Genomic DNA, 25,380 nt, shown 5'->3' with positions numbered 1-25,380 from the left:
GCCGAAGCTGACCAGGCAGTCGCCGCTTTGTTGCCGTCCTCCTTCGGGGGAGACAGACAGAGGGGAGGAAAGTCCGGGCTCCATAGGGCAGGGTGCCAGGTAACGCCTGGGGGGCGCAAGCCCACGACCAGTGCAACAGAGAGCAAACCGCCGATGGCCCCCCCAATAGATTTCAGGTTGCAGCAAGGCAGCAATCGCTTGAGTCCTCAGGAGCTTAGGTAACTAAGTGACTGGGGTGAAAGCGAGAAGCTAACGCAGCAGCGGCCTGAAAGATGCAGGGGATGTGGGATCAGGTAAGGGTGAAAGGGTGCGGTAAGAGCGCACCGCGCGGCTGGTAACAGTTCGTGGCACGGTAAACTCCACCCGGAGCAAGGCCAAATAGGGGTTCACCAGGTACGGCCCGTACTGAACCCGGGTAGGCTGCTTGAGCCAGTGAGCGATTGCTGGCCTAGATGAATGACTGTCCACGACAGAACCCGGCTTAACGGTCAGCTTCAACTCATTCAAATAAAAACCCCGCTTCGGCGGGGTTTTTTGCTTTGTGGCCGATGAATGACTGTCCACGACGCTTTTTATGAAAAGAAAGCGGCTTAACGGTCAGCTTCAACTCATTCAAATAAAAACCCCGCTTCGGCGGGGTTTTTGCTTTGTGGCCGATGAATGACTGTCCACGACGCTTTTTATGAAAAGAAAGCGGCTTAAGGAGGAAGTCAGTTTTGAGTAAACACTAAACCCCAGGTTTAGTGTTTACTCAACCTCAGGTTGAATGCGCTTAGGCAACCCTATAGAATAAGCGTACTGCAAGAGCATTCGCAGGGGGCGTCAACCAGTAATTGGCCTTCTGTGCCGGGCAGTCAGATGACTGGTCATCTGCCGGGTAGTTACGACGTCAGTCGGTTTCTGAACCCTATGTGCTAAGGAAATGCTGCGGCTACCAACACATTCCTCTAAAGGCGCTTTTAGCGCCTTTTTTATTTAAGTGTGCCAATCAATACCCCGTGTGCTCTCCGGCTTGTGTACGCCGTCACCACAACATAAATCCACCCTGAATCAGTCTCAGGTGCCTCTCTGGGTTCAAGTATCACAATACCTAATGATGACTTCAAAACTGTCGGCCTGTGTTTCCCACCAGGATGATTAAACTCACAATAAATTGCTGAACCGGGCCGGATGATATCCCGTACAAAACGCACCACATCGTCAACCGTGGTATAGCCTAATCAGGTCAGTTCAGTTTGATGCTCAGCCCATATGTGACGAACGCCAAACCCTCTGTTGGGGCCGGTATGCCTGCCAGCACGCAGGAAAATCTCACCGGCAGGAATAACATCACCCTGCGTATTAATTTCGGGAATCCTACCATAACATTCAAGCCCGTCAGGATGGGCTATCGCGCTGTTGGGAGACCCGACAACGCCAAATTCATTAAGAGGCATTTGATGATCCCTATCAAAACCAAGGCAAGCATATTATCAGCAGATGATCCCGGAGTGAAATGGCAGGCAGGTTCCTGATTTAACCCCCAGCTTCAACTATCATGGTGGGTACACTGGCAGCAGATTTTAATAAGGACATGGTTATGCTCAACAAAGACACCCAACTCTGTATTTCCCTTTCCGCCCGGCCCAGCAACATCGGTACCCGCTTTCATAACTACCTGTATCAAAAGCTTGATCTGGATTTCATCTACAAAGCGTTCTCCACCCAGGATATTGAACATGCAGTGAAAGGCGTTCAGGCGTTGGGGATCCGTGGCTGTTCAGTCTCCATGCCGTTTAAAGAGAGCTGTATTCCCTTCCTCGACACGCTGTCCGACTCGGTCAAAGCCATTGATTCGGTCAACACCATCGTCAATGACAATGGGCATCTGACGGCGTACAACACCGACTATATTGCGGTGAAAACGCTGATTGAGAAGAACTTCCCGGACAGCAACCAGACGGTGATTATTCAGGGCAGCGGCGGCATGGCGAAAGCGGTGGTGGCAGCGTTCCGCGACAGTGGCTTTAGCCAGGTGACGGTGCTGGCGCGCAATGAAGAGAAAGGCGCCGCGCTGGCCAACAAATATGGCTTCCGCTGGAGCAAAACGCCTACCGGCGAGCAAGCCGATATCCTGGTCAACGTCACGCCGGTTGGCATGAGCGGTGGCGCAGAACAGGATCAGCTGGCATTCAGCAAAGAGGACGTGCAGGCCGCTACTTTTGTCTTTGACGTGGTGGCCTTCCCGGCAGAAACGCCGCTGATCGTGCTGGCCCGGGAATATGGCAAAACCGTGGTGACGGGTGCGGAAGTGATCGCCCTGCAGGCGCTGGAACAATTCGCCCTGTATACCGGCGTGCGTCCCGATGAAGCCTTGATGCTGGAAGCGTCGGCCTTCTCACGTTCCTGAGCCCAGCGCTCAGCACCGCTGCCTGAACCTTTCCGTCAGCAAAGGGTCTTTTCTGGTAAGCTTGAGCGATTATCGCCGCAAAAATTGAAGGATCTGAGGAGAACAGCATGAACAGTGGACCGCTAAACGAAGAAGAGCTGGAGTGGCTGGATGAGGCGCTGATGAATCACGGCAGTGAGAATTCCGTGCTGGATATCTCCGAACTGGACGGCATGTTTACCGCCATCCTGTCAGGCCCGACTAAACTGCCTTCTTCAGTCTGGTTAACCGCGCTGTGGGGCGGCGAACAGCAGATCCCTCTGTGGCCGAGCGATGTGGATGAAAACCGCTTCAACGACCTGATCTTCCAGCATCTCAATGACACGGCTGAACGTCTCGCGACCGCGCCAGACCAGTTTGAACCGCTGTTTGGCTTCAGCACCATCGATGATGAAGATTACGAAGTTGTCGAAGACTGGTGCTTTGGCTATCTGCGCGGCGTGGCGCTGGATGACTGGTCCGGCTTACCGGACAGTCTGCAACCGTCGCTGGATGCGATTGCGGTCCACGGCGATGAAGAGCAGTTTGCGAAGCTTGAAAAGATGACGCCTGATGAATATGTGCTGGCGCAGCAGGCGATCCGCCCGGCGGCGCTCAAGCTGTATGAGTACTGGACCGCGAAGCGCGCGCCTGAGTAACGCTTCACGATGATGCCAGAAACAGAAAACCCCGCTTCGGCGAGGTTTTGCGTTAAAAGACTTTCCCTGATGCCGGCTTAAATTAAACTGGCAAATCAATTACCAACGCGCGCAGCGGCGTCTCGGCCATCAGCGTTACGCTCACTTCTTCACGAATAAATGCGCCATCTCCGCAGACCAACGCTTCTTTTGCCTGCGTTCCGGTCACCGCATTCAGGCCACCGTGAATCGACTGCAAATAGGCGCGCGGCCCATGAAGTTTAATGGTCTGCGTCTCACCAGGTTCAAGCACCACATGATGCACCCAAACCTGCTGACGCAGTTGCAGGCTGTTTTCCGCGCCATCCGGCGAGGCCAGCAGCGTATAACGGGCGTTTTCTGGCATCTTCACGCGCTGTACCGCGGCGTTCTCACGTTCCGGACAGGCGTCCAGCCAGAGCTGCATACGCGTCAGTTCCTGCTCTTTACTGACGTTAAATTCGCTGTAACTGATGCCGGGTTGCGTCGAAAGCAGCAGCGCTTCGCCCTGTTGTGCAAATGCGTGGTTGCCTTCGCTGTCGCGATACTCTGCCTCGCCCTGCAAAATCAGATTCAGTACGTCGACCTTTGGATAGGTTCTCGGTTGGAAGGAAGCCCCTGGTGCCAGCACTTCCTGATTGAGCACGCGTAACGACGCGTAGCCCAGTAATTTGGGGTCAAAATAGTGGCCAAAGGAAAAGGTATAGCGGGCTTGTAACCAGCCATAATCAGCCTTGCCACACTCTTGCGCGGTGCGACTGGTAATCATAAATCCTCCCCGGTCGATGTGATTTACCCGACCGTTTATTCTGCATCTATAGTAAGTTTCTGGACGCCGGATTGTTAGCCAGTTAATCTGCTCGGTATATTCAAAATTCCTGACAGAGAACCGCAATGGCTAAAGACCGCGCCCTGACGCTGGAAGCGCTGAGAGTGATGGATGCTATCGATCGCCGCGGCAGTTTTGCTGCCGCAGCGGACGAACTGGGTCGGGTGCCTTCCGCGCTCAGCTACACCATGCAGAAGCTGGAAGAGGAGCTGGACGTGGTGCTGTTTGACCGTTCCGGCCACCGCACCAAGTTTACTAACGTCGGCCGGATGCTGTTAGAGCGTGGCCGGGTGCTGTTGGAAGCGGCAGACAAGCTGACAACCGATGCCGAAGCGCTGGCGCGCGGCTGGGAAACGCACCTGACCATTGTCACCGAAGCGCTGATCCCCAGCGAATACCTGTTCCCACTGATCGGCAAGCTGGCCGATAAAGCCAATACCCAGATTTCGCTGGTGACGGAAGTGCTGGCCGGTGCCTGGGAACGCCTGGAGCAGGGAAGAGCGGACATCGTGATTGCGCCGGACCTGCATTTTCGCGCCTCGTCGGAGATCAACACCCGCAAGCTGTACAGCATGATGAGCGTGATTGTCGCCAGCCCGGATCATCCGATTCATGACGAGCCGGAACCGCTGTCAGAAGTGACCCGCGTGAAATACCGTGGCATCGCGGTGGCGGATACCGCGCGCGAGCGTCCGGTGCTCACCGTGCAGCTGCTGGATAAACAGCAACGGCTGACGGTCAGCACCATCGAAGACAAACACCGTGCCCTGCTGGCCGGACTGGGCGTGGCGTCGATGCCGTATCCGATGGTGGAAAAGGATATCGCCGAAGGACGCCTGCGGGTGGTCAGCCCGGAATACACCCGCGAAATTGACATTATCATGGCGTGGCGGCGTGACAGCATGGGCGAAGCGAAAGCTTGGTGCCTGCGCGAAATCCCGAAACTGATGGCTAAACGCCAGAGTTAACCGGCGGCATCATTCCACTGCGTTCCGCGCAAAAAAAACGGCCCCTCACTGAGGTGGCCGTTTTTATTTCTGCAGGCGACGACTAGCGGAAGCGCAGGTCACGGCCGTGCGGCTCGTCCCAGTTAAAGGCGGGTCCGATCGAGATCACCCCGGACGGGTTGATCGTTTTGTGGCTGCAATAGTAGTGATGGCGGATATGCGCCAGATCGACGGTTTCGGCCAGGCCCGGCATCTGATAAATCTCCCGCAGGAAACCGTTCAGGTTCAGATAGTCACTGATGCGGTGCTTATCGCATTTAAAATGGGTGACATACACCGGATCGAAACGCACCAGCGTGGTCCACAGACGCAGATCGGCCTCGGTCAGGCGATCGCCAGTCAGATAACGATGTTGCCCCAGCATTTGCTCCAGACGATCCAGCGAGCTGAACAGGGCGGTGACCGCCTCATCGTAGGCCGGTTGCGAGGTGGCAAAGCCCGACTTGTAGACGCCGTTGTTCACCGTGTCGTACACCCAGCTGTTCACTTCATCAATTTTTTCGCGCAGTTCGGCAGGATAATAATCCCCGGCCCGCGCGCCAACCGCATCAAAGGCACTGTTTAACATGCGCAGGATATCGGCGGATTCATTGCTGACGATGGTGTTTTGCTGCTTGTCCCACAGCACCGGCACGGTGACGCGGCCGGTGTATTCATTATCGGCATGCAGATAGAGCTGATACAGGTACTCGTTCTGATACAGGCTGTCGCCGGTGGCCGCCGGGAAATCATCGTCGAAGGTCCAGCCGTTTTCCAGCATCAGCGGATGCACCACGGAGACGGAAATCATCGATTCCAGCCCTTTCAACGCGCGCATAATCAGCGTGCGGTGCGCCCAGGGGCAGGCAAGAGAAACGTACAGATGATAACGGTCTGCCTCAGCACGGAAGCCGCCTTGGCCGGTCGGGCCCGCTTCGCCATCGGCGGTGACCCAGTTACGGAAGGCCGATTCAGAGCGTTTAAAACGGCCGCCGGTGGATTTGGTGTCATACCAGTTATCGTGCCAGACACCGTCAATCAGTTGTCCCATATTTCCTCCAGTCCCTAAGTGAGAAAGCAACAAAGCCCTTAGTTCTCGCGTTGCCGGGGCGTTAGCTGCCTTCCTGCAAATCGAAATCTAAGGGCTATCAGCATCGTCGTCGCTTTGATGCTACTGAGTATAGCGGGTGTTTCTTACCACTTTTTATTCAGCAGGCGATCCAGGCTGATTGCGCCAGGGCCAGTGATGAACAACAGCAGGTAGCCACCGGCGATGCTCAGGTTTTTCATAAAGTTGATCGAGTTACCTTCTACCGAGAAATCGATGTGGAACACCATCGCGGTGATCAGGGTGAAAATAACGGTCACGATAGCGGTAAAGCGCGTCAGGAAACCGAACAGGATGGCCAGGCCGCCGCCAAACTCAAGCAGGATGGTCAGTGGCAGCAAAAAGCCAGGGACGCCCATGTGCTCCATATACTGCTGGGTGCCGGCATAACCGGTGATTTTGCCCCAGCCCGCCACGATGAACAGCACAGGCATCAAAATACGCGCAACCAAAAAGCCGATATCTTCTAATTTTTTCATGATTCACCCTAACAAGTTTTATCTGGCAGGAAACATTCCCAACCGCATTAAGTTCAGGCCTGAAGCGTCTTAAGCGCTTAGTACCGTTCGTTGCAGAAGATAATATTCGCGAATCGGAATCATTGTAAGCGAGATAAACTGTCGATGTTTATCAGGAAAATTGAACAGGAAGGGTAGGACCAGAAATAACTGAGGGTGGTGAGACGGCGGGCAAAAGAAAAGCCCCAGTCAGCGAGGGCTGAAGGGGCTAGCGACGAGGGAGATAGTTGCGGACCATCCGCCAGGTGCTCCACACGCCGATGCCGCGTTTGGCCCAGCGTGAGAGGCGACGCGGATTACGCACCGACCAGATTGCCATCAGGCCGCTGCCGACGGCGACATAGCGACGCAGACCAATCAGCGTCAGCCAGCCGTGATCGTAGCGGGCTGTGCTTTCCAGAAAGCGCTTCTTACCGGCACTCAGGTCAAGCCGCTGCTGCTGGATCTGGCCTAGCAGCTCGGCTTTACGTGCATCACGCTCGCGGCTCATCAGTCATCCTCCAACAGCTGGCGGTCAGACTTCAGCTCTTTACGCGTGGCGCTCAGTAAGGTGGAACGACGTGATTTTGCCAGGGTCCACAGACCGAAGATCAACGCCAGGGCAAACAGCACTGCGGTGGTTATGCCGATCGCCATCAGACGATACTGCGCATCCACAGCCCAGATGATTAACACCATCAGGCTCATCAAGCCAAAAGCGGTAAAGAGCATGGTAAGGCCAATCATCAACAGCATCTGTATCAGATTGGCCTTCTCTTCCTCAAGCTCAACCACTGCCAGCCGCACGCGCGTTTCCACAATCCCCACCAGGGTGGTGACAATGCGCTGTCCAATGTTAATGACCCCTTTGCCGGGGCCGTGGCTTTGCTGAGAATCTGCCATTATTAACGACGCGTCAGCAAGACACCCAGTACCACACCAATGGCGGCACCGATACCTACGCTGGTCCATGGATTTTCACGCACATAGACATCAGCGTGGTCAGCCACTTCGCGAGAGGTTTTGGCAATACGATCGCCAGAGTCACCCAGACGGGCGCGCGTGTCTTTCAATGCGCTCTGTGCTTTGCTGCGCAGTTTATCCAGCTCATTCTTTGATTTCTCGCCGGTGTTGCTCAGCACTTCTTCCAGCGTATCGGCCAGGTTTTTCAGTTCAGCGCGCAGATGTTCAGATGTAGTATCTTTTGACATAACAAACTCCATTGATGTTCAGTAATTAGAGCCCGGCTCAGTAAGGGGCGGCCTGGACTTCTTTCAGTTCATGTTTTGCTTCTGCCAGTTTTTCTTCACGCTTAGCGATTTTTTTACTGTCATCGCCATCCGCTTTTTCCTTTTCCAGCTCTTTCTGACGCTCAACCACCTGCTGCTTGTGGGCAGCAATTTTTTCCTGATGCTGAGCCTTCAGTTTTTCGTCGGTACAGCCCGCTTTCGCTTCCGTTAATGCACGCTCCAGACCGGTCACACGACGTTGGTTGTCATGCTTTTTCGCCAGTTCAATTTCATGCTGGATCCCCTGTTCTTTCTGCATGCACAACGAATCTGCCGCATGGGCAAACGTGGTCAGCGAGAACAGAGCGAGTCCAAGGAGAGTGCGGGTTTTCATGCTAATCGTTACCTTCCGTTGTGTTGGGCCGCAGGACGTCCCGTTAATCCTGTAAACAGTCTTCGGGGATACTGGCATAGTAAGCATAGACAGAAATCCCAAAAAGCTCAAAAAGAGAGAAGATTCTTAGGGATAGCGCCGGAAAGCCGGATAAAAATCAACCAACGGACTGTTTGCGCAGGCTCAGGCGATTCATTAACTGCGAAGAACCCGACGGATCCATCTGGCCAATATCAAAGCCATACGGCAGCAACTGATGCAGCACTTTTTCCGCCGCCATGCTCTGTTCTTCGGTGTCGAAACGGATCACCAGCGAGTCGTTATCCGGGGTAATACTTTTGATGCGGATCCCTTCCGCATTCAGGCGCTGATAGACATAAAACCCGTCCGGCAGCGTGGTGCCCTGACGGGAGGCGCGAATTTGCAGCGCGGTATCGTTGCGAAACAGGGTCGGGATAAAAGCCACCAGCATCAATGCCGAGAAGCACACGACCAGCACGCAGAGTACCCGCGTGGAGAGATAGGGTCTGAGTAGGGCGAGCATTATAAGTTTCCTTTCTCATTGTTCACGCCGCGCTTTTTGCGCCACAGCACGAACAACGAGCCAAACAAACCAAAGACCAGCAGCACCAGCGGCAGCATCATCAGGCAGAACATCATCTGATCTTCGTATTTGCGAAAAATAGGGGTTTTGCCGAGCGCAAAGCCGATAACCGTCAGGATTAATACCCAGAGCAGCGCGCTTACCCAGTTAAAGAACTGGAAACGGGCATTGCTCAGGCCGGAAAGGCCCGCGATGGTCGGCAACAGCGTTCGGACAAAGGCGATAAAACGGCCGACCAGCAGCGCGGAAAGGCCATGCTTATGAAATAACTGGTGGGCGCGAACGTGATACTGGGCGGGCAGGTGCGAAAGCCATTTTTGCACGGTGGGGGTATTGCCCAGCCACTTGCCCTGAATATAACTGCACCAGCAGCCCAGACTGGCCGCAGTGGTAAGAATAAACAGCGTCATCGGGAAGCTCAGCGTGCCTTTGGCAATCAATACGCCAACCAATACCAGCAGGCTGTCACCCGGTAAGAAAGCGGCAGGAAGCAGGCCGTTTTCCAGGAAAAGGATCATAAACAGGACAAAATAGATTGCCCAGACCAACGTAGGGTCTGAAAGGGTTTCGAAATCTTGTTGCCAGAGGGCGTGGATTAGGGCTTTAAAAATATCCATAGGGTATTCCCTTAAGACCGTCTCAAACGGTAAGAAAAGGCGCGTAACTGTAACAAAATACCGGCGAATGAGACAGGAGAAACGTGTCGCCAACGTTGTTTTACAGGGGCAAGCGAGAAGGGAAAAGAAGCTTTACACAGGCTGACATTATAGCACTGTTTCTGCGGCTTGCTGGGCCACTGTTACGCCAAGAAAAATCCGACTTATCGGCGATTGGGACAGGAAAATGGCTGACCGCCTGATTTTAACCACTTTCACAATTTTACATTGAAAAGGTGATGGCTACATTTCCACCGTTTCGGGTTTTTATACAGGATTAAAACCTGATTTTGTGACCCGGCTGGCAATTAGTCGCTGACAGCAGGGACAACCCTTGCCATACCTCTTAAAGATGAGGGCATTCGTCAGCGCAGGTGATGCGGCTGACTTCGCTTGTTACCCCGATTAAGGATCTGGCAATGTCGACGCTCAATCGCAGGGAGTTTGCTGGCCGGACTCACCCGACAAAAATCATTCAGTTTGGCGAAGGCAACTTCCTGCGTGCTTTCATTGACTGGCAAATCGATCTGTTAAACGAACATACCGAGCTGAACGCCGGTGTGGTGGTGGTGCGTCCGCGTAACAGCCAGACCACCCGCAGCCTCAACAGCCAGGACGGGCTCTACACCACGCTGATCCGCGGCGTTAACGATCGCGGCGAAGTGGTCAGCGAACCGCGGCTGATCCGTTCGGTGAATGAGGAAATTCATCCGTGGCGGCAGCACGAGGCGTTTCTGGCGCTGGCGCGGGAAGCGGAGATTCGCTACGTCTTCTCCAACACCACTGAAGCGGGCATCCAGTATGACCCGGCCGATCGGCTGGACGATAAGCCTGCCAGCAGCTTCCCGGCAAAGCTAACCCAACTGCTGTACGCGCGCTGGCAGCACTTCTCCGGCGCGAAAGGGAGCGGCTGGGTGATGTTGCCGTGCGAGCTGATTGATGACAACGGTGAGGCGCTGAAGGCGCTGGTGCGGCGTTACGCGCAGGCGTGGCAGCTGCCCGCAGCGTTTATGCAGTGGCTGGAGCAGGAAAATACCTTCTGCTCGACGCTGGTCGACCGCATCGTCACCGGCTATCCGCAGGAAGCTAGTGCGATTGAAGCCGAACTGGGCTATCAGGATGCCTATCTGGTGGCCGGTGAGGTCTATTACCTGCTGGCGATCCAGGGGCCGGCGTGGCTGGAGCAGGCGCTCTGTCTGGATCGCTATCCGCTGAATATCCGCCTGGTTGACGACATTAAACCGTTTAAGGAGCAGAAGGTTGCGATCCTTAACGGCGCGCATACCGCCATGGTGCCGGTGGCGTACCTCGCCGGGCTGGATACGGTGGGTGACGCGATGGCCGATGCCGATATCGCCGGGTTTATCGACCGCACCCTGCGGCAGGAAATCATTCCCACGCTGTCGCAGGATCCGGCTGAATTACATGCCTTTGCCGATGCGGTGCTCAACCGCTTCCGCAATCCGTTTATCCGCCATCAGCTGCAGGCGATTGCCCTCAACGGCATGACCAAATTTCGTACCCGTCTGCTGCCACAAATTCTGGCCAGCTGCCAGCAAACCGGCGAGGTTCCGCCGCGTCTGAGCTTTGCCTTCGCGGCGCTGCTGGCCTTTTATCGCGGTAAACGCGGCGACGAAGTTTATTCCCTGCAGGACGACGCGACCTGGCTGGCGCGCTTTGCCGAACTCTGGCCGCAGGTCGACAGCGGCAAGCTGGCGCCGCAGCAGCTGGTTGACGCCGTTTTCCGCGACGATGCTCACTGGGGCTGCGATCTGAATACGGTACCGGGCTTAACCGCGGCCGTCACCGAACACCTGCAACGTATTGTCGGCGGCGATATGCGCCAGGCACTGACGCATTTGAACTGAGGAACACCACCATGCAGCGTTATATCAAAATCCATCCAAACGACAATGTGGCGGTTGCCCTCGCGGAACTCGCCGAAGGGGAAACCGTCAGCGTCGGCGAGCAGAACGTGGTGCTGAAGCAGGCCGTCGAGCGCGGCCACAAATTTGCGCTGCTGCCGCTGGCGGTGGGCGAACTGGTGATCAAATACGGTTTGCCGATTGGGCACGCCACGGTGCCGGTATCGGCAGGTGAAATCCTGCATTCCCACAACACCCGCACCAATCTCAGCGATGTGGACGAGTATAGCTATCAGCCCGATTTCGCCACGCTACCGGCACAGGCCGCTGACCGTGAGGTGCAGCTGTTCCGCCGCCGCAATGGCGATGTGGGCATCCGTAACGAGCTATGGATTTTGCCCACGGTCGGCTGCGTTAACGGCATCGCCAAACAGATGGTTAACCGTTTTCTGAAGGAGAGCGACGACGCGGCGGGCATCGACGGCGTGCATCTGTTTACCCATCCTTTCGGCTGCTCCCAGCTGGGCCAGGATCACGAGAACACCCGCACCATGTTGCAGAATATGGTGCGTCATCCCAACGCAGGCGCGGTGCTGGTGATTGGCCTGGGCTGTGAAAACAATCAGGTGGATGTCTTCCGCGAGACGCTGGGCGAATACGATGCCGATCGCGTCAGCTTTATGGCGTTGCAGCAGCATGATGATGAAGTGGAAGCCGGGCTGGAACACCTGCGCCATCTGTATGCCGTCATGCGCGATGACCAGCGCCAACCGGGCAAGCTGAGTGAGCTGAAGTTCGGCCTGGAATGCGGCGGCTCGGACGGGCTGTCCGGCATCACCGCCAATCCGCTGCTGGGCCGGTTCTCCGACCAGATGATTGCCAACGGCGGCACCACGGTGCTGACGGAAGTGCCGGAAATGTTCGGTGCCGAGCGCATTCTGATGAGCCGCTGCCGCGATGAGCAGACCTTTGAAAAAACCGTCAGCATGATCAACGACTTCAAACGCTACTTTATCGATCACCAGCAGCCTATCTACGAGAACCCGTCGCCGGGCAACAAAGCGGGCGGCATCACCACGCTGGAAGAGAAGTCGCTGGGCTGTACGCAGAAAGCCGGGCAAAGCCAGGTGGTTGACGTGCTGAAATACGGCGAGCGCCTGCATCAGCCGGGTCTGAACCTGCTTAGCGCACCGGGGAATGACGCGGTCGCCACCAGCGCGCTGGCTGGCGCAGGCTGCCATATGGTGCTGTTCAGTACCGGACGCGGCACCCCTTACGGCGGCTTTGTGCCGACGGTAAAACTGGCCACCAACAGCGAGCTGGCGGCGAAAAAGCCGCACTGGATTGATTTCGATGCGGGTGCGTTGATCAAGGGAACCGACATGTCGGTGTTGCTGGAGAACTTTGTCGATACGCTGGTGGACATCGCCAACGGCCGTCAGACCAAAAATGAGCTGAATGACTTCCGCGAGCTGGCGATTTTCAAAAGTGGGGTGACGCTGTAGGGAAGGGAATACGGACCGGCTCGCCAGGCAGCGAGCCGGTTAACGCCATCAGGCGCGTTGCTGTTCTTCCTGACGCTGGTCGGCCATACAGGCCGCCGCGGTAAACAGGATATCGGCTGAGGAGTTCAGCGCGGTTTCCGCCGAATCCTGCAGTACGCCGATAATAAAGCCAACCGCCACTACCTGCATCGCCACTTCATTTGGAATACCAAACATATTACAGGCCACCGGGATCAGCAGCAGCGAACCGCCCGCCACGCCGGATGCACCACAGGCACAGATCGACGCCACCAGGCTCAGCAAGATCGCCGTACTGACATCAACCTGAATGCCCAGCGTATTCACCGCCGCCAGCGTCAGCACGGTGATGGTGATCGAAGCCCCCGCCATACTGATATTCGCCCCCACCGGGATCGACACCGAGTAAGTGTCCTCATCCAGCCCCAGCTTTTTCGCCAGCGCCATATTCACCGGAATATTGGCGGCGGAACTGCGGGTGAAGAAGGCGGTCACGCCGCTTTCACGCAGGCAGGTAAATACCAGCGGATAGGGGTTGCGGCGGATTTTCCAGTACACCAGCAGCGGATTGAACACCAGCGCCATCAGCAGCATACAGCCCAACAACAGGCCCAGCAGATGCGCGTAATCCCACAGCGCGGAGAAGCCGGTGGTCGCCAGAATCGAGGCCACCAGTCCGAAAATGCCCAGCGGCGCGAAGCGGATCACCAGCCGTACCAGCGAGGTCACGGCGTTCGAGGCATCGTTGAGGAAGGTGCGGGTGGTGTCGCTGCTGTGACGGAAGGCGAAGCCGAGGCCAATTGCCCACACCAGAATGCCGATATAGTTGGCGTGCATCAGCGCATCAAACGGGTTAGCCACCATGCTCATCAACAGGCCGTTCAGCACTTCCAGAATGCCGGACGGCGGGACGATCTGCTGGTTAGCGTCGCTCAGCGTCAGGGTTTGCGGCAGTAGATGGCTGAAGACGACGGCCACCACGGCGGCACAGAACGTGCTGAGCAGATAGAGAATGACGATCGGGCGGATACTGGTTTTGCTGCCGTGCTGATGGTTTGCAATCGAGGAGATCACCAGCACCATCACCAGCAGGGGAGCAACCGCTTTCAGCGCGCTGACAAACAGCGTACCCAGCAGGCTGACAGAATGGGCGCCTTCTTTTGAGAACCACGCCAGGGCAATGCCGGCGATCAGACCGATCATAATTTGAGTGACCAGGCTGCCCTGCATCAGACGCTGCATCAGCCCAGGACTTTTTTCCATACGCATAGTAAAAAACCAGTGTTGTTTTCGATAAATAACAATGCGGCGCTTCAGCATCGTGTGTGCTGAATGGGACGGCATTGGTGTGTTTGCGCGGGTGAGTATAAGGAAATGTGATGGCAGGGGAAGGGAAAAGTCGTGAAAAGTTCGGCTGACGAAAAGAAGCGTGCGGCTAAACAGAATCTCCAGCGGGAAATTGACACCGGGCCGCGGTGAAGCAGCCCGGTGTCAGGCAGCGCGTTACTGACTCAGCTTCTTCTGGTCGTTACGGTGATTAACCCAGGCATTAACCAGCAGGGTGATGGCCAGAATGCCGCCGACGGTACCCAGCGAGATCGACACCGGAATGTGGTAGAAATCGACGATCAGCATCTTCACACCGATAAACACCAGCACCACCGCCAGACCATATTTCAGCATATGGAAGCGTTCCGCGACGTTCGCCAGCAGGAAGTACATCGCGCGCAGGCCGAGGATCGCGAACAGGTTAGAGGTCAGAACGATAAACGGATCGGTGGTGACCGCGAAAATAGCCGGAATGCTGTCGACGGCAAAAATCACGTCGCTCAGCTCGACCATAATCAGCACCAGCAGCAGCGGCGTAGCGAACAGCACGCCGTTACGACGCACGAAGAACTTCTCGCCTTCCATGGTTTCGGTCATGCGCATTTTGCTGCGCAGCCAGCGGACGACCGGCTTGTCGCCGACGTTGCCTTCATCGTCACCGCCTTCCATCGCCATTTTGATGCCGGTAAAGATCAGGAACGCGCCGAAGAGATACAGGATCCAGCTGAATTCAGAGACCAGCCAGCTGCCGGCAAAAATCATCCCGGTACGCAGCACGATAGCGCCGAGGATGCCGTAGATCAGCACCCGACGTTGAATGGCGGCCGGCACCGCAAAGTAGCTGAACAGCATCAGCCAGACGAAGACGTTATCCACCGCCAGCGCTTTTTCCAGCACGTAGCCCGTCAGGAAAGCCAGGGTTTGCGTATTCGCGACCTCACGGCCGACATTACCGTCGAGGTACCACCAGAAACCGGCAGCGAACAGCAGAGAGAGGGAGATCCACAGCAGCGACCAGAGTGCCGCCTGTTTCATTGACATGGTTTGGGAGCCGCGACGACCCTGCAAAAACAGGTCGATAGCCAGCATAATAACCACGATTACCGCGAAGCTGCCCCACAGCAGAGGCGTGCCAACAGAGTGCATAGACGTATCCTGTAAAATGAAAAATGGCCGACAGAAACAGGGCTGTTGATTTCATCATAGATGACAAACAGGCCGATTCCTTCAACGCCAGGTCTCACTCACAGCAGAACCCGTGGTTCTGTTGCCCAACGACCGGGTATCTTCGATACCGTGCTGACGATCGGTTGGCGTAAAAGTTACTCCCCTATGCTGCGGCAGAAGATACGGTCCGCCGCGGCACAGGTCAATCATAACTGGACATATTTAGAAATATTTACACAACCACGTCATCGGGCAACTCATCCGCCGGGAAGACCACGCCGGTCTGGCGACGAATGTCGGTCAGCAGTTTCGCCGTGGTACGGGAGGTTTGCAGGCCCGGATGATTCACTTCGTTGCTCTCTACCAGCCGGGCGAAGGTCTCGGCTTCATACAGCATGGTATTGATATGCTGAGGATGGCTGAGGTCCTGCGAGCGGGCGCCGCGCGGCACAAAGCTGACGCGCTGGCATTCCGAAACGTGCTCAATAACCAGCGATCCCTCTTCGCCCTGGATCTCACTTGGCAGGCCAGACTGGCTGACTTTCGAGTGCAGAAGGGTAACGTCAAAATCGCCGTAATCCATCACCACCGTGCCGTGGGCATCCACGCCGCTGGCCAGCAGCGACGCATTCGCCGACACCTTATGCGGTTCACCCCACAGGCTGACCGCGGTCGCCAGGCAGTAATAACCGATGTCCATAATCGAGCCGTTCGACCAGGCCGGATTAAAGGTATTGGGATTCTCGCCGTCCAGATAGCGCTGATAGCGCGAGGAGTACTGGCAGTAGTTGATCACCGCTTTACGCAGCTTGCCCACTTTCGGCAGGGACGCTTGCAGGATCAGGAAATTGGGCAGGCTGGCGGTTTTAAAGGCTTCAAACAGCACTACCTGATTTTCTCGCGCGCAGGCGATCATCGTCTCGACTTCACGCAGGTTAGACGCCAGCGGCTTCTCACAAATCACATGCTTTTTATGCTGCAGGAAAAGCAGCGATTGCTGGCAGTGCAGGGCGTTCGGGCTGGCGATATACACCGCATCAATGTCGTCCGACTCGGCCATTTGCGCCAGCGAGGTAAACAGATGCTGCACGGGGTAATCGGTGCTGAAGGCCTGAGCCTGGTCCAGTGAACGGGAGTAAACGGCGGTGAGCTTCATTTTGCCGGTTTCATGCGCGGCATCGACAAACTGGCGGGTGATCCAGTTAGTCCCTACAACAGCGAAGCGGATCATGGCGTGTTTTGGTCTCCACACGTTTATGGCGGGAGTGGCGCAGCGCGTTTGCCCTGCCCACGGCGATAACCTTCAGAGTAGCATGTGAGTTCCCGCATGCCGTTTGATTTTTCCTGTATCCTCTTTCACCCTAAGAGGAAAGATTCTCCACCGGGGCACACTGAAAACATGACGACGGGCAGTAAACACGCACTGAACTGGACCAGCATTCTGGTCGCGATCCCGGTTGGCCTGGTGGCGACGCTGGTGACGCTGGGCTTTCGTCAGGCGATTGAGCTGATTAACTCGGTGGTGTTTGGCACCCGGCAGGATGTGACCCAGGCCATCGGCGTCTATCCGTGGTATCTCTGGCCGCTGGTGGTGGGAATCGGCGGGGTGATTGCCGGTTTTTTCCTGCGTTATGCCACGGCGATTGAACAGAAAGAGACGGTTCGCACCGATTATCTGGAAGTGATCAATGCCCGACTGGATGCCGTGCCGACCAAAACCTCGCTGTTCCGCGCGCTCTCCTCGATTGCCAGTATCAGCAGCGGCGCCTCGATTGGTAAAGAGGGGCCGATGGTGCAGCTTTCCGCGCTGAGCGGCAGCCTGATGGGCCGGCTGTGTTTCGCTAAGCTCGCGCTGCGCAACAGTGACATTGTGGCGATGGCCGCCGCCGCCGGGCTGTCGTCGGTTTACCATGCCCCGCTGGCCTCGGCGATTTTCGTGGCGGAGATTGCTTTTGGCATCTCGGCGCTGCAGCGCCTGATCCCGCTGATCATCTCCTCAGGCGTGGCGGTGCTGACCATGTGGACGCTGGGCTACCGTTCGGCGATTTATCCCTTCTCCCATGCGCAGTTTGATTTGACGGTCGGCAACATGCTGCTGACGGTGATCGTCGGCCTGGCGGCCGGTCTGGTGGGCTGGGCGATGATCTGGCTGATCAATCAGAGCAAGCAGCGCTTTGGCCGCATCAAAAACCTGCCGTTCCGGCTGGGATTAGGCGGCGTGCTGGTGGGCGTGATGGCGATTGCCAGCACCAATATTCTCGGCAACGGCTACGAAGTGATTGTCGAAATCATGGCCGGCAGCTTTGTGCTGAAAGGGCTGATTATCCTGCTGGCGCTGAAGATGATCGCCACGGCGGTGTCGGTCGGCTCGAATGCGGTGGGCGGCCTGTTCACGCCCTCGTTGCTGATTGGCGCGGTGCTGGGCGTGGTGATCGCCACGCTGGCGAGCCTGGCCGGCTGGCCGGTCAGCAACACCGTGGTATTCGCGGCGGTGGGGATGGGCGCGGTGCTGGCGTCGGTCAGTCAGGCACCCTTGATGGCGATGCTGATGGTGCTGGAAATGACCCTCAACAGCAGCCTGTTGTTCCCCACCATGATTGCCTGCGTGCTGGCGTCAATGACCGTCTACCGTTTGCAGTCCAGCAGCACCTATCCGGTGATCAAAAACCACTTCAGCCGCTCCGATGCCAAGTTCGATTTTGATAACGGCATCATCTCGCAATTTATCGTTTCTGGCGCGGCGCTGAAGCCGGAAGATACCGTCGGCAAGGCGCTGGCGGTCAGCACGTTAAAACGCGAGCGTTTTGTCTATGTGATCGGTGATGTTGGGCAGTTTCTGGGCGCGGTGTCGATCCATGATATTTCCAGAAAGGTGCTGGATAAAGAGATCACGCTGGATTCCCCGGTCAGCTGCGTGGTGGATGACACCTTCCCGTTTATCTACGAAAATCAGACCATTACCGAAGGCTGGGAAGCCTTTGCCCGCATCACGCTGGAGCGCCTGCCGGTGCTGAATAATCCGGTGGAAAGGAAATACCTCGGCGCGCTGACCAAAACCAGCCTGATCCAGAAAGCCAAAGACTTCCTGTAAGCAGGGGGGCCCGTCACGGGAACCCCTTGCGGATTACAGTCCGTCGGCCGGGTATTCGACCTTCTCGCTCACAGTCCTTCCCGCACTTTCATCACCGCCGCCATCAGCTCCGCCACGCGGCGCGGATCGACCGGCTTCCACCACTGTCCGTCTTCCTTCAGCCACTGGCCGATAATCGCGCCATCGGCGGAGGCAAACAGCGCCGGCACCTGAGACGGTGACAGGCCAGAGCCGACAATCACCGGCAGATTGGTGCCGCTTCGCACCTCGTTGACCTCGGTGTCGCTGGTGGGGTTGCCGGTGCGGGTGCCGGTGGCGATCAGCACGTCGGCATCAAACCATTCGGCGTCGGTCGCCTGCTCGGGAATGCTGCGGTCGGCGGTAATGGCGTGGGCGCCAAACTTGACGTGAACATCGGCGAAAATGGCGACATCGCGCGCGTCGATCATCGCCCGATAGCGCATCGCTTCCGGGGCCGGGCCGTTGATAAAGCCTTCGTTAGCGATATAGGCATTGGCCCATTGATTGACGCGCACCCAGCGGGCACCGACCGCTTTGGCAATCGCCAGCGCCGGAATGGCACCGTTGGCGACACAGGTAATGCCGATGGGCGTATCAACGGCATTGCGTACCGCGAGGCAGGCGGCGGTTAACGCGGCCACCGTCTCCGGACCGATATTTTCCGGGCGCGCGAAGGGCAGGTCGCTGGCGTTTTCGACAATAATGCCGTCCACGCCGCCGCGTGACAGCGTCAGCGCATCGGCCACGGCGGCGTCATACACCTCTTTCATCGCCTGGCCGTTATAACGTGGCGCGCCGGGCAGCGGCTTCAGGTGGATCACGCCAATCACCGGTTTCTTCACCTGAAACAGCGTCTCCAGGGCATTACTCTTCTGCGGCAGAACTTGGGGTGCGGCCATATCACTCTCTCTGTAAACGTGCTTGATGGGGTCAGAAGGTCAGCGCAGGCTGGCCTGTTGAAAGGCAGCGAGCTGCTGCCGGTCAGGATAAGAGGGCTGAGCACCAGCCCGTTCGCAGCTGTAGGTCGCGGCAAACACCGCTTCGGTCAGCGCCGCATCGGGCGATTTGCCGGCCAGCAGGCAGGCAATAAACCAGCCAGCCAGACAGTCGCCTGCGCCGGTGGTATCCACCAGCGTTGGCGTCAGCGGGTAGCGCGCCTCAATATGCTCGCTGGCGGTGGTGTAGCTGGCGCCTCTGGCACCCAGCGTGGAAACCACCGCGTTTACCCCAGCCGCCAGCAGCTGTTGCTCCGGGTTTTCTCCCAGTTGCGCCAGCGCGCGCTGATTGCAGAACACCACTTCCGCACCCGCCAGCAGCGGTTCGAGCGAGGCGATGCCGTCGACAAAGGTGGCGGGTTCCAGATCCAGCGACCATTTGCAGCCGCGCTGACGCGCCTGCTCAATCAGCGGCCACGCGCCTTCGCCATACACCGCGGTATGCACCCAGTCGATGCCGTCTAAGGAGAGGGATTGCACCCATTCAAGGGAGGGATAGAGCGACACGCCCGGCTCCAGCAGCAGTCGCTTCTCGCCGTGCGGTTCAATCAGCACGATGGCGCGGCAGGTGCGGCCAGGCATTTTGCGGCTGACGATCTCAATGCCCGCCTGCTGCAGGCTGATCAGCAGGGAGTCGGCAAACAGGTCATCGCCGGTTTCCACCGCCAGCACCGGGTTGCCGCCGGCCAGACGGCAGGCGAGGGCGGCGTTGCTGATCACCCCACCGGCAGATTCGTTATCAATACGCACGTGCAGCTTTTCATCGGGCTGCGGGATGTGGCCCAGCTGCAGGGTGGTGTCGAGGCTGATATCGCCAACAAATAAGGCCTTTCCCGTCGCCATCAGGTGCGCACCAGATCGATGGCGAAGGCATAGCGGTCGGCGCGGTAATGCACCACTGCATACTCCACCGGCTGCTGTTCTGCATCGTGACTGAGGCGGCGGGCGACCAGGCTGGCGGAGCCTTTCGCCACCTTCAGGCGTCGGGCCAGTTCCGAGCTGACCAGCGCGGCACCGATGGTTTCCTGCGCGCCGGTAATCCGGCAGTCGCAATGCTGTTCCAGCCAGTCATACAGCGACTGGCGGTCCAGCTTGTCGCTGCCCGGCGGCGCATGCAGGTCGAACAGGCCGGGTTTCAGCCAGCTGTAGGAGAGCGCCATCGGCTGGTTATCGGCATTGAGCAGGCGCGAGATGGCATAGGCCTTCTCATGTTCGCCCAGCCCCAGCGCGGCGGCGGCTTCTGCGGGCGGCGTCACCATGCGGGCGCTGAGGGTTTTATAGCTGGCGATAAAGCCGCGACGGCGCATATCTTCGGCAAAGCTCGACATCTGGCTCAGCGGCTGGATAACCTGCGGCGGCAAAACGATCGAGCCTTTTCCCGCCCGGCGGCTGATCAGCCCTTCCTGCTCAAGCTTATCCAGCGCCGCTCGGGCGGTGGTGCGGCTGACGCCAAACACCTGATTGAGGGCCGCTTCGGATGGCAACACGTCGCCCTGCTTAAAGCCGCCAAATTCGATTTCACGGCGTAGCCGCTCGGCGATTTGCCACCAGAGAGGTTGAGTACCGGCAACAAGCGCCTGTTGATCCCATTGCATAAACCCGATCCTGTCCGAGTGAAGTTGGCTCGATAATCAAATGACATGACAACCGTGTCAATACGCGGGGAATTGGGGAAAAACGAGAAGAATCAGTCACTTTTGCCGAACTGATTGGTGTGACATTTGCCGCTTTGTCACCAGTAAACAAGCAATTAGCAGCAGACATTCAGCGGCGCTGAATTCGGCGAAAATCGTGCAAAAATCAGCCATACGGAATTTATATGACGGCGCGCGCAATCGACCCTCGCGCGGCGTCTGTTAAGCCGGTTTGGATTCCGCCAGCACCCGACCAAGGAGGTCAAAAATCCGCCTATCTGCGCACTGGGAGACGTTAAAGCGCATAAAATCGCCCGCGTTTTGCAGCTGGCTAAAGGTATTGCCCGGTGCCAGCACCACCCCTTCCTGCAGGCAACGGCGCGAGACGGCGGCGGCATCAGTGCCGGTGGGCAGCTGGCACCATAAAAACATCCCGGCCTGCGGCACCAGCCAGGGGGTGATCCCAAGGGGTTTGAGCTGCGCCGCGGTGTCAGTCATCGCCTGCGCCAGCCGCAGCCGCACGGACTCCATATGCCGCCGGTAACCGCCGTCGGTCATTGCGGTCAGCAACAGTTCGGCCGCCATGCGACCGCCGCTAAAGCTGGTGGCAATTTTGAAATCGGTCAGGCTCTCAATCCAGTCGGCGCGGCCGGTGATAAACCCGCAGCGCACCGATGCGGTAACCGTTTTTGAAAAGCTGCCGATAAAAATCACCCGCGACAGTCCGTCAAACGCGGCCAGTCGTGGCGCGGCAGACACCTCGAGATCGGCAAAAATATCATCCTCGATAATCACCAGATCCGCCGCATCGGCCAGCTTCAGCAGCCGGTGCGCCGTGACCGGAGAAAGCGTGGCGCCGGTGGGGTTCTGAATGCCCGAATTGGTCAGGTACAGCCTGGGCGCGTGCTGCTGCAACGCCTGACTGAAGGCGGCAAGGTCCGGGCCGGTGGCGGTATAGGGAATGCCGACGACGTTGACCCGATGCGCCTTCAGCAGCGCATGGAAATTGAAGTAGCAGGGATCGTCCACCAGCACGGTATCGCCTGGCTCCAGCAGAAAGCGGCAAATCAGATCGACCGCCTGGGTACCCGATTCGGTCAGCAGGATGCGGCTGGCTTCGGTCTCAACGCCTTCCAGCGCCAGCTTGCGCGCCAGAAACTGGCGCATCCCGGCATGGCCCAGCGGCGTGGCGTAATCGGTCAGCAGCGAGGCGTCCGATCTCGCCAACGTGCGCATCGCCCGACGGATGCCTTCTTCAAACATCCACGAGGCCGGAAGCCAGCCGCAGCCGGGCTTCAGCATGCTGTCATCGGCTTCCAGCGACTGGCGGGACATCCACAGCGGATCGATATTTCTGTCAAGTCGCGGGCCAATCTGCGCCAGATCCAGCGGTGCCACCGGGCCACTGACGAAAAACCCGGCACCGGGCCTTGCGAGAATCACATTCTCCGCCGCCAGCCGTTCATAGCCCTCCACCACGGTCGATACCGACACGCCCAGCGTTTTCGCCTGAGCGCGCACCGACGGCAGCCGCGAACCGGGCAGATAATTTCGGGCGGCAATTTTGCTGCGCACGTCCTGCATCACCATCGCGATACGCGTGAGGTTTTCCGACATCGGGCACTCCAGACTGTAGGGGAAAGTGAACCAGTACAGTTCGTTTGAATTGTACTTGATTGTCTCTGGCTCGCCGGATCATTTCAATGCTTCAATGCGGCTATCTGCAACAGGGAGAACGCGTGACATGAATCTGAAATCAAATGGCTGGGTCAACGGTTTTATCGGCATGGTGATTTTCGCCGGATCGCTACCGGCAACCCGCGCGGCGGTGGCCGATCTCGACCCGATTTTCCTCACCTGTGCCCGCGCCACCATTGCCGGATTACTGGGGCTGGCGCTGCTGATGGCTTTCCGCCAGCGGCGGCCTGCAGGTCAGGATATCGCCTCGCTGGCGATCGCTGCGGCAGGCGTGGTGGTGGGGTTCCCGCTGCTGACCGCGCTGGCGGTGCAGCATGTCTCTTCCGCCCATTCGATTGTGTTTCTCGGGCTGCTTCCGCTCTGTACCGCCACCTTTGCGGTGCTGCGCGGCGGCGAGCGTCCCCGTCCGGCCTTCTGGCTGTTCTCATTGCTGGGCAGCGCCGCCGTGGCGGGTTATGCGCTGATCGGCAGCGCGCAGGGATCGTTGCGTGGCGATATCTGCATGCTGGCGGCGGTGATCGTCTGTGGTCTGGGCTATGCCGAAGGGGCGCGCTTATCGCGCCGGCTCGGCGGCTGGCAGGTGATTTGCTGGGCGCTGGTGCTGTCGCTGCCGCTGATGCTGCCGGCGACATACCTGACGCGTCCCGATTCCTTTGCCAACGTTGGCCTGCCTGCGTGGCTCGGATTTGGCTACGTCTCGGTGTTCAGCATGCTGATTGGCTTTATCTTCTGGTATCGCGGGCTGTCGCTGGGTGGCATTGCGGCGGTCAGCCAGCTGCAGCTGTTTCAGCCGTTTATCGCGCTGGGCCTGGCCGCGCTGCTGCTGCACGAAACCGTCAGCTGGTCGATGCTGCTGGTGACCCTGGCCGCCATTGTCTGCGTGGCGGGCGCGAAGCGATTCGCGGTGTGACGGCCGGGCGCTATTCGCTCTCCCGTCCGCGCAGTGCCTGCTCGGTCAGCCACAGACGGGTGTCGAACTCCAGCTGGTGGTATTCCGGCTCCATATGGCAGCAAAGCTGATAGAACGCCTTGTTGTGATCCTTCTCTTTGATGTGCGCCAGCTCGTGCACCACGATCATCCGCAGAAACGCTTCCGGTGCCTGCTTAAAAATGGTGGCGACGCGGATCTCCGCTTTGGCTTTCAGCTTGCCGCCCTGCACGCGGGAAATGGATGTATGCAGACCGAGCGCGTGCTTCATCACTTTTATTTTGCTGTCGTAAATCACTTTGTTCAGCGGCGGCGCTTTGCGTAAGGTCTGATTCTTTAAATCCAGCGCGTAATCGTACAGCGCTTTATCGCTGGTGATGCTGTGGCTGGTGGGATAGCGCTTCTGCAGCACTTCCCCCAGACGCTGCTGATCGATCAGCGTTCTGACCTGAGAAAGCAGGGATTCGGGGTAACCTTGCAGGTAAATAAGCGACGACATGCTGACTCCAGGAAAGAAAAAAGTTTACTGTTAGCCCGTTTTAGGGGATAAATCGCGGGAATTTTACCACGCCGGAGATCCCATGAGCCAACTCGAACTGAGCCACCGCACGCTGACGCTGCACCGTTTCCCCCAGACGCGCGAAGAGAGCCCGTTACAGGCCTGGGATGCTGCCGATGAATATTTGCTGCAACATATGGCCGATATTCAGACCAATGGCCCCGTATTCCTGTTTAACGACACCTTCGGCACGCTGGCATGCGGACTGTACGGTGAAGAGCTTTACAGCATCAGCGACTCGGTGATGTGCGAGCTGGCCACGCGTCAGAACCTGAATGAAAACGCGATGGACGAAGGGGACGTGAAGTTTATCAACAGCCTCGCGCCGCTGACCATCACCCCTGCCGTGGTGCTGATCAAGATCCCTAAAACGCTGGCGCTGTTAGAGCATCAGTTACGCTCACTGCGCAGCGTGGTTACGCCTGAAACGAAAATTATTGCCGCAGGTAAAGCGAAAGACATTCACACCTCGACGCTGAACCTGTTTGAGCGCGTGCTGGGCGTCACCAAAACCTCGCTGGCGGTGAAAAAAGCGCGTCTGATCTTCTGTGAACCGACGCTGCCGGCGCTGGCCGATGCGCCAATGACCTCGATCTGGCCGCTGGACGACACGCAGTACGAAATCCACAACCACGCCAACGTGTTTTCCCGCAGCGGTCTGGATGTGGGCGCGCGCTTCTTTATGGCGAACCTGCCAGAAGGAATTGAAGGCGAGATTGCCGATTTGGGCTGCGGTAACGGCGTTATTGGCCTGACCGCGCTGGATCAGAACCCGGCTGCTGAAGTGCACTTTATCGATGAATCCTGGATGGCGGTCGCCTCCAGCGAGATGAACGTGGAAGTGAACCGTCCGGATGACATGGATCGCTGCCACTTCTCGGTGAACCATTCACTGGCGGGCTTCCCGTCGAATACCTTCCATGCGGTGCTGTGCAATCCGCCGTTCCATCAGCAGAACACGCTGACCGACTACATTGCCTGGCAGATGATGCGTGATTCCTATCGCTGTCTGCAGGAAGGCGGCGAGCTGCGCGTGGTGGGTAACCGCCATCTGGACTACTACCGCAAAATGAAGAAGCTGTTTGGCAACTGCACCACCGTGGCCTCTAACCAGAAGTTCGTGATCCTGCGTTCGGTGAAGATGCGCTAGCGCTGTTGCGACAGACAAAAAAGGCGGCACCTG

General features: G+C 57.6%; 25 protein-coding genes and 1 other RNA gene. 9 read left to right on the top strand and 17 right to left on the bottom strand.

The features are described 5' to 3' along the window. Positions 1-3 precede the first annotated feature (3 nt). From rnpB to AC0IXH_RS15095, 3 genes are all read left to right on the top strand, one after another. Positions 4-500, top strand: an RNA gene (gene rnpB, locus AC0IXH_RS15105) — RNase P RNA component class A. A 1,079-nt stretch (positions 501-1,579) separates the two neighbouring features. Continuing rightward, positions 1,580-2,389, top strand: coding sequence for a shikimate 5-dehydrogenase (locus tag AC0IXH_RS15100; protein ID WP_106381827.1), 810 nt, complete (start codon positions 1,580-1,582; stop codon positions 2,387-2,389). A 107-nt stretch (positions 2,390-2,496) separates the two neighbouring features. Then, positions 2,497-3,066 carry a UPF0149 family protein gene (locus AC0IXH_RS15095; RefSeq protein ID WP_106381826.1) on the top strand — a complete coding sequence of 190 codons (570 nt, stop codon included), beginning with the start codon at positions 2,497-2,499 and terminating at the stop codon, positions 3,064-3,066. A gap of 82 nt (positions 3,067-3,148) precedes the next feature. Here the strand turns inward: AC0IXH_RS15095 and AC0IXH_RS15090 are convergent, their stop codons facing one another. Beyond that, positions 3,149-3,853, bottom strand: coding sequence for a pirin family protein (locus tag AC0IXH_RS15090; RefSeq protein ID WP_013200538.1), 705 nt, complete (start codon positions 3,851-3,853; stop codon positions 3,149-3,151). Between the two features lie 125 nt (positions 3,854-3,978). Between AC0IXH_RS15090 and AC0IXH_RS15085 the strand changes: the two genes are divergently transcribed. Beyond that, entirely contained in the window at positions 3,979-4,881 is a 903-nt protein-coding gene (locus tag AC0IXH_RS15085; protein WP_013200539.1) for a LysR family transcriptional regulator, read from the top strand. Between the two features lie 82 nt (positions 4,882-4,963). Here AC0IXH_RS15085 and AC0IXH_RS15080 read toward each other — a convergent pair whose 3' ends face one another. From AC0IXH_RS15080 to AC0IXH_RS15045, 8 genes are all read right to left on the bottom strand, one after another. Then, a complete protein-coding gene (locus AC0IXH_RS15080) occupies positions 4,964-5,950 on the bottom strand; it encodes a glutathione S-transferase family protein (protein ID WP_471720657.1) in 987 nt (328 codons plus the stop codon). Positions 5,951-6,093: 143 nt separating this feature from the next. Further along, positions 6,094-6,486 carry a DoxX family protein gene (locus AC0IXH_RS15075; protein WP_013200541.1) on the bottom strand — a complete coding sequence of 131 codons (393 nt, stop codon included), beginning with the start codon at positions 6,484-6,486 and terminating at the stop codon, positions 6,094-6,096. Positions 6,487-6,733: 247 nt separating this feature from the next. Next, positions 6,734-7,015: a YqjK-like family protein gene (locus AC0IXH_RS15070; protein ID WP_013200542.1), complete on the bottom strand. Its 282-nt coding sequence runs from the start codon at positions 7,013-7,015 to the stop codon at positions 6,734-6,736. Continuing rightward, positions 7,015-7,407: a phage holin family protein gene (locus AC0IXH_RS15065; protein WP_013200543.1), complete on the bottom strand. Its 393-nt coding sequence runs from the start codon at positions 7,405-7,407 to the stop codon at positions 7,015-7,017. Before AC0IXH_RS15065 ends, AC0IXH_RS15070 begins: the two co-directional genes overlap by 1 nt. A 2-nt stretch (positions 7,408-7,409) precedes the next feature. Beyond that, positions 7,410-7,715: an ElaB/YgaM/YqjD family protein gene (locus AC0IXH_RS15060; protein ID WP_013200544.1), complete on the bottom strand. Its 306-nt coding sequence runs from the start codon at positions 7,713-7,715 to the stop codon at positions 7,410-7,412. A gap of 37 nt (positions 7,716-7,752) precedes the next feature. Next, positions 7,753-8,127, bottom strand: a complete 375-nt coding sequence (locus AC0IXH_RS15055; RefSeq protein WP_013200545.1) for a DUF1090 domain-containing protein — start codon at positions 8,125-8,127, stop codon at positions 7,753-7,755. A 157-nt stretch (positions 8,128-8,284) separates the two neighbouring features. Continuing rightward, the gene (gene mzrA / locus AC0IXH_RS15050) at positions 8,285-8,671 is read right to left on the bottom strand and encodes an EnvZ/OmpR regulon moderator MzrA (protein WP_013200546.1); all 387 of its coding nucleotides are present in this window, start codon (positions 8,669-8,671) and stop codon (positions 8,285-8,287) included. Further along, positions 8,671-9,348: a DedA family protein gene (locus AC0IXH_RS15045; RefSeq protein ID WP_013200547.1), complete on the bottom strand. Its 678-nt coding sequence runs from the start codon at positions 9,346-9,348 to the stop codon at positions 8,671-8,673. The genes mzrA and AC0IXH_RS15045 overlap by 1 nt, the downstream gene beginning before the upstream one ends. 458 nt (positions 9,349-9,806) lie before the next feature. Between AC0IXH_RS15045 and AC0IXH_RS15040 the strand changes: the two genes are divergently transcribed. Together AC0IXH_RS15040 and AC0IXH_RS15035 are read left to right on the top strand one after the other, a co-directional pair. Continuing rightward, positions 9,807-11,255 carry a tagaturonate reductase gene (locus tag AC0IXH_RS15040; RefSeq protein ID WP_471720656.1) on the top strand — a complete coding sequence of 483 codons (1,449 nt, stop codon included), beginning with the start codon at positions 9,807-9,809 and terminating at the stop codon, positions 11,253-11,255. An 11-nt stretch (positions 11,256-11,266) separates the two neighbouring features. After that, a complete protein-coding gene (locus AC0IXH_RS15035) occupies positions 11,267-12,757 on the top strand; it encodes a UxaA family hydrolase (RefSeq protein WP_013200549.1) in 1,491 nt (496 codons plus the stop codon). 48 nt (positions 12,758-12,805) lie between these two features. Here the strand turns inward: AC0IXH_RS15035 and sstT are convergent, their stop codons facing one another. The 3 genes from sstT to AC0IXH_RS15020 all read right to left on the bottom strand — a co-directional run bounded on the left by sstT (position 12,806) and on the right by AC0IXH_RS15020 (position 16,502). Further along, on the bottom strand, positions 12,806-14,038 hold the full coding sequence (gene sstT / locus AC0IXH_RS15030) for a serine/threonine transporter SstT (RefSeq protein ID WP_041692199.1): 1,233 nt from the start codon (positions 14,036-14,038) through the stop codon (positions 12,806-12,808). Positions 14,039-14,278: 240 nt separating this feature from the next. After that, entirely contained in the window at positions 14,279-15,250 is a 972-nt protein-coding gene (locus tag AC0IXH_RS15025) for a TerC family protein (RefSeq protein ID WP_106381818.1), read from the bottom strand. A gap of 253 nt (positions 15,251-15,503) precedes the next feature. Next, on the bottom strand, positions 15,504-16,502 hold the full coding sequence (locus AC0IXH_RS15020) for a Gfo/Idh/MocA family protein (protein ID WP_013200552.1): 999 nt from the start codon (positions 16,500-16,502) through the stop codon (positions 15,504-15,506). 168 nt (positions 16,503-16,670) lie between these two features. On the opposite strand from AC0IXH_RS15020, the gene AC0IXH_RS15015 reads away from it, so the two are divergent. Next, a complete protein-coding gene (locus AC0IXH_RS15015; protein ID WP_471720655.1) occupies positions 16,671-18,362 on the top strand; it encodes a chloride channel protein in 1,692 nt (563 codons plus the stop codon). 68 nt (positions 18,363-18,430) lie between these two features. Here AC0IXH_RS15015 and AC0IXH_RS15010 read toward each other — a convergent pair whose 3' ends face one another. The 4 genes from AC0IXH_RS15010 to AC0IXH_RS14995 form a co-directional block, all read right to left on the bottom strand. Continuing rightward, positions 18,431-19,282, bottom strand: a complete 852-nt coding sequence (locus tag AC0IXH_RS15010; RefSeq protein ID WP_134823345.1) for a BtpA/SgcQ family protein — start codon at positions 19,280-19,282, stop codon at positions 18,431-18,433. A gap of 39 nt (positions 19,283-19,321) precedes the next feature. Further along, complete coding sequence (locus AC0IXH_RS15005) at positions 19,322-20,221, bottom strand: carbohydrate kinase family protein (protein WP_346566891.1); 900 nt, start codon at positions 20,219-20,221, stop codon at positions 19,322-19,324. Beyond that, positions 20,221-20,973 carry a GntR family transcriptional regulator gene (locus tag AC0IXH_RS15000; protein ID WP_134823347.1) on the bottom strand — a complete coding sequence of 251 codons (753 nt, stop codon included), beginning with the start codon at positions 20,971-20,973 and terminating at the stop codon, positions 20,221-20,223. Before AC0IXH_RS15000 ends, AC0IXH_RS15005 begins: the two co-directional genes overlap by 1 nt. 261 nt (positions 20,974-21,234) lie before the next feature. Further along, positions 21,235-22,629, bottom strand: coding sequence for an aminotransferase-like domain-containing protein (locus tag AC0IXH_RS14995; protein ID WP_471720654.1), 1,395 nt, complete (start codon positions 22,627-22,629; stop codon positions 21,235-21,237). Positions 22,630-22,756: 127 nt separating this feature from the next. On the opposite strand from AC0IXH_RS14995, the gene AC0IXH_RS14990 reads away from it, so the two are divergent. Then, positions 22,757-23,620: a DMT family transporter gene (locus AC0IXH_RS14990; RefSeq protein ID WP_106381811.1), complete on the top strand. Its 864-nt coding sequence runs from the start codon at positions 22,757-22,759 to the stop codon at positions 23,618-23,620. 10 nt (positions 23,621-23,630) lie between these two features. Here AC0IXH_RS14990 and AC0IXH_RS14985 read toward each other — a convergent pair whose 3' ends face one another. After that, a complete protein-coding gene (locus AC0IXH_RS14985; protein ID WP_346595450.1) occupies positions 23,631-24,137 on the bottom strand; it encodes a M48 metallopeptidase family protein in 507 nt (168 codons plus the stop codon). 82 nt (positions 24,138-24,219) lie between these two features. Here AC0IXH_RS14985 and rlmG point away from each other — a divergent pair, with 82 nt between their 5' ends. Next, positions 24,220-25,347 (top strand): 23S rRNA (guanine(1835)-N(2))-methyltransferase RlmG, encoded by a 1,128-nt coding sequence (gene rlmG, locus AC0IXH_RS14980; protein ID WP_151038394.1) that lies wholly within the window; start codon positions 24,220-24,222, stop codon positions 25,345-25,347. Positions 25,348-25,380 lie beyond the last annotated feature (33 nt).

It is taken from the genome of Erwinia sp. AC075 (assembly GCF_979253995.1).
Note: the sequence above shows the minus strand (reverse complement) of the source record. Positions and strands in the feature narration are given on the sequence as shown.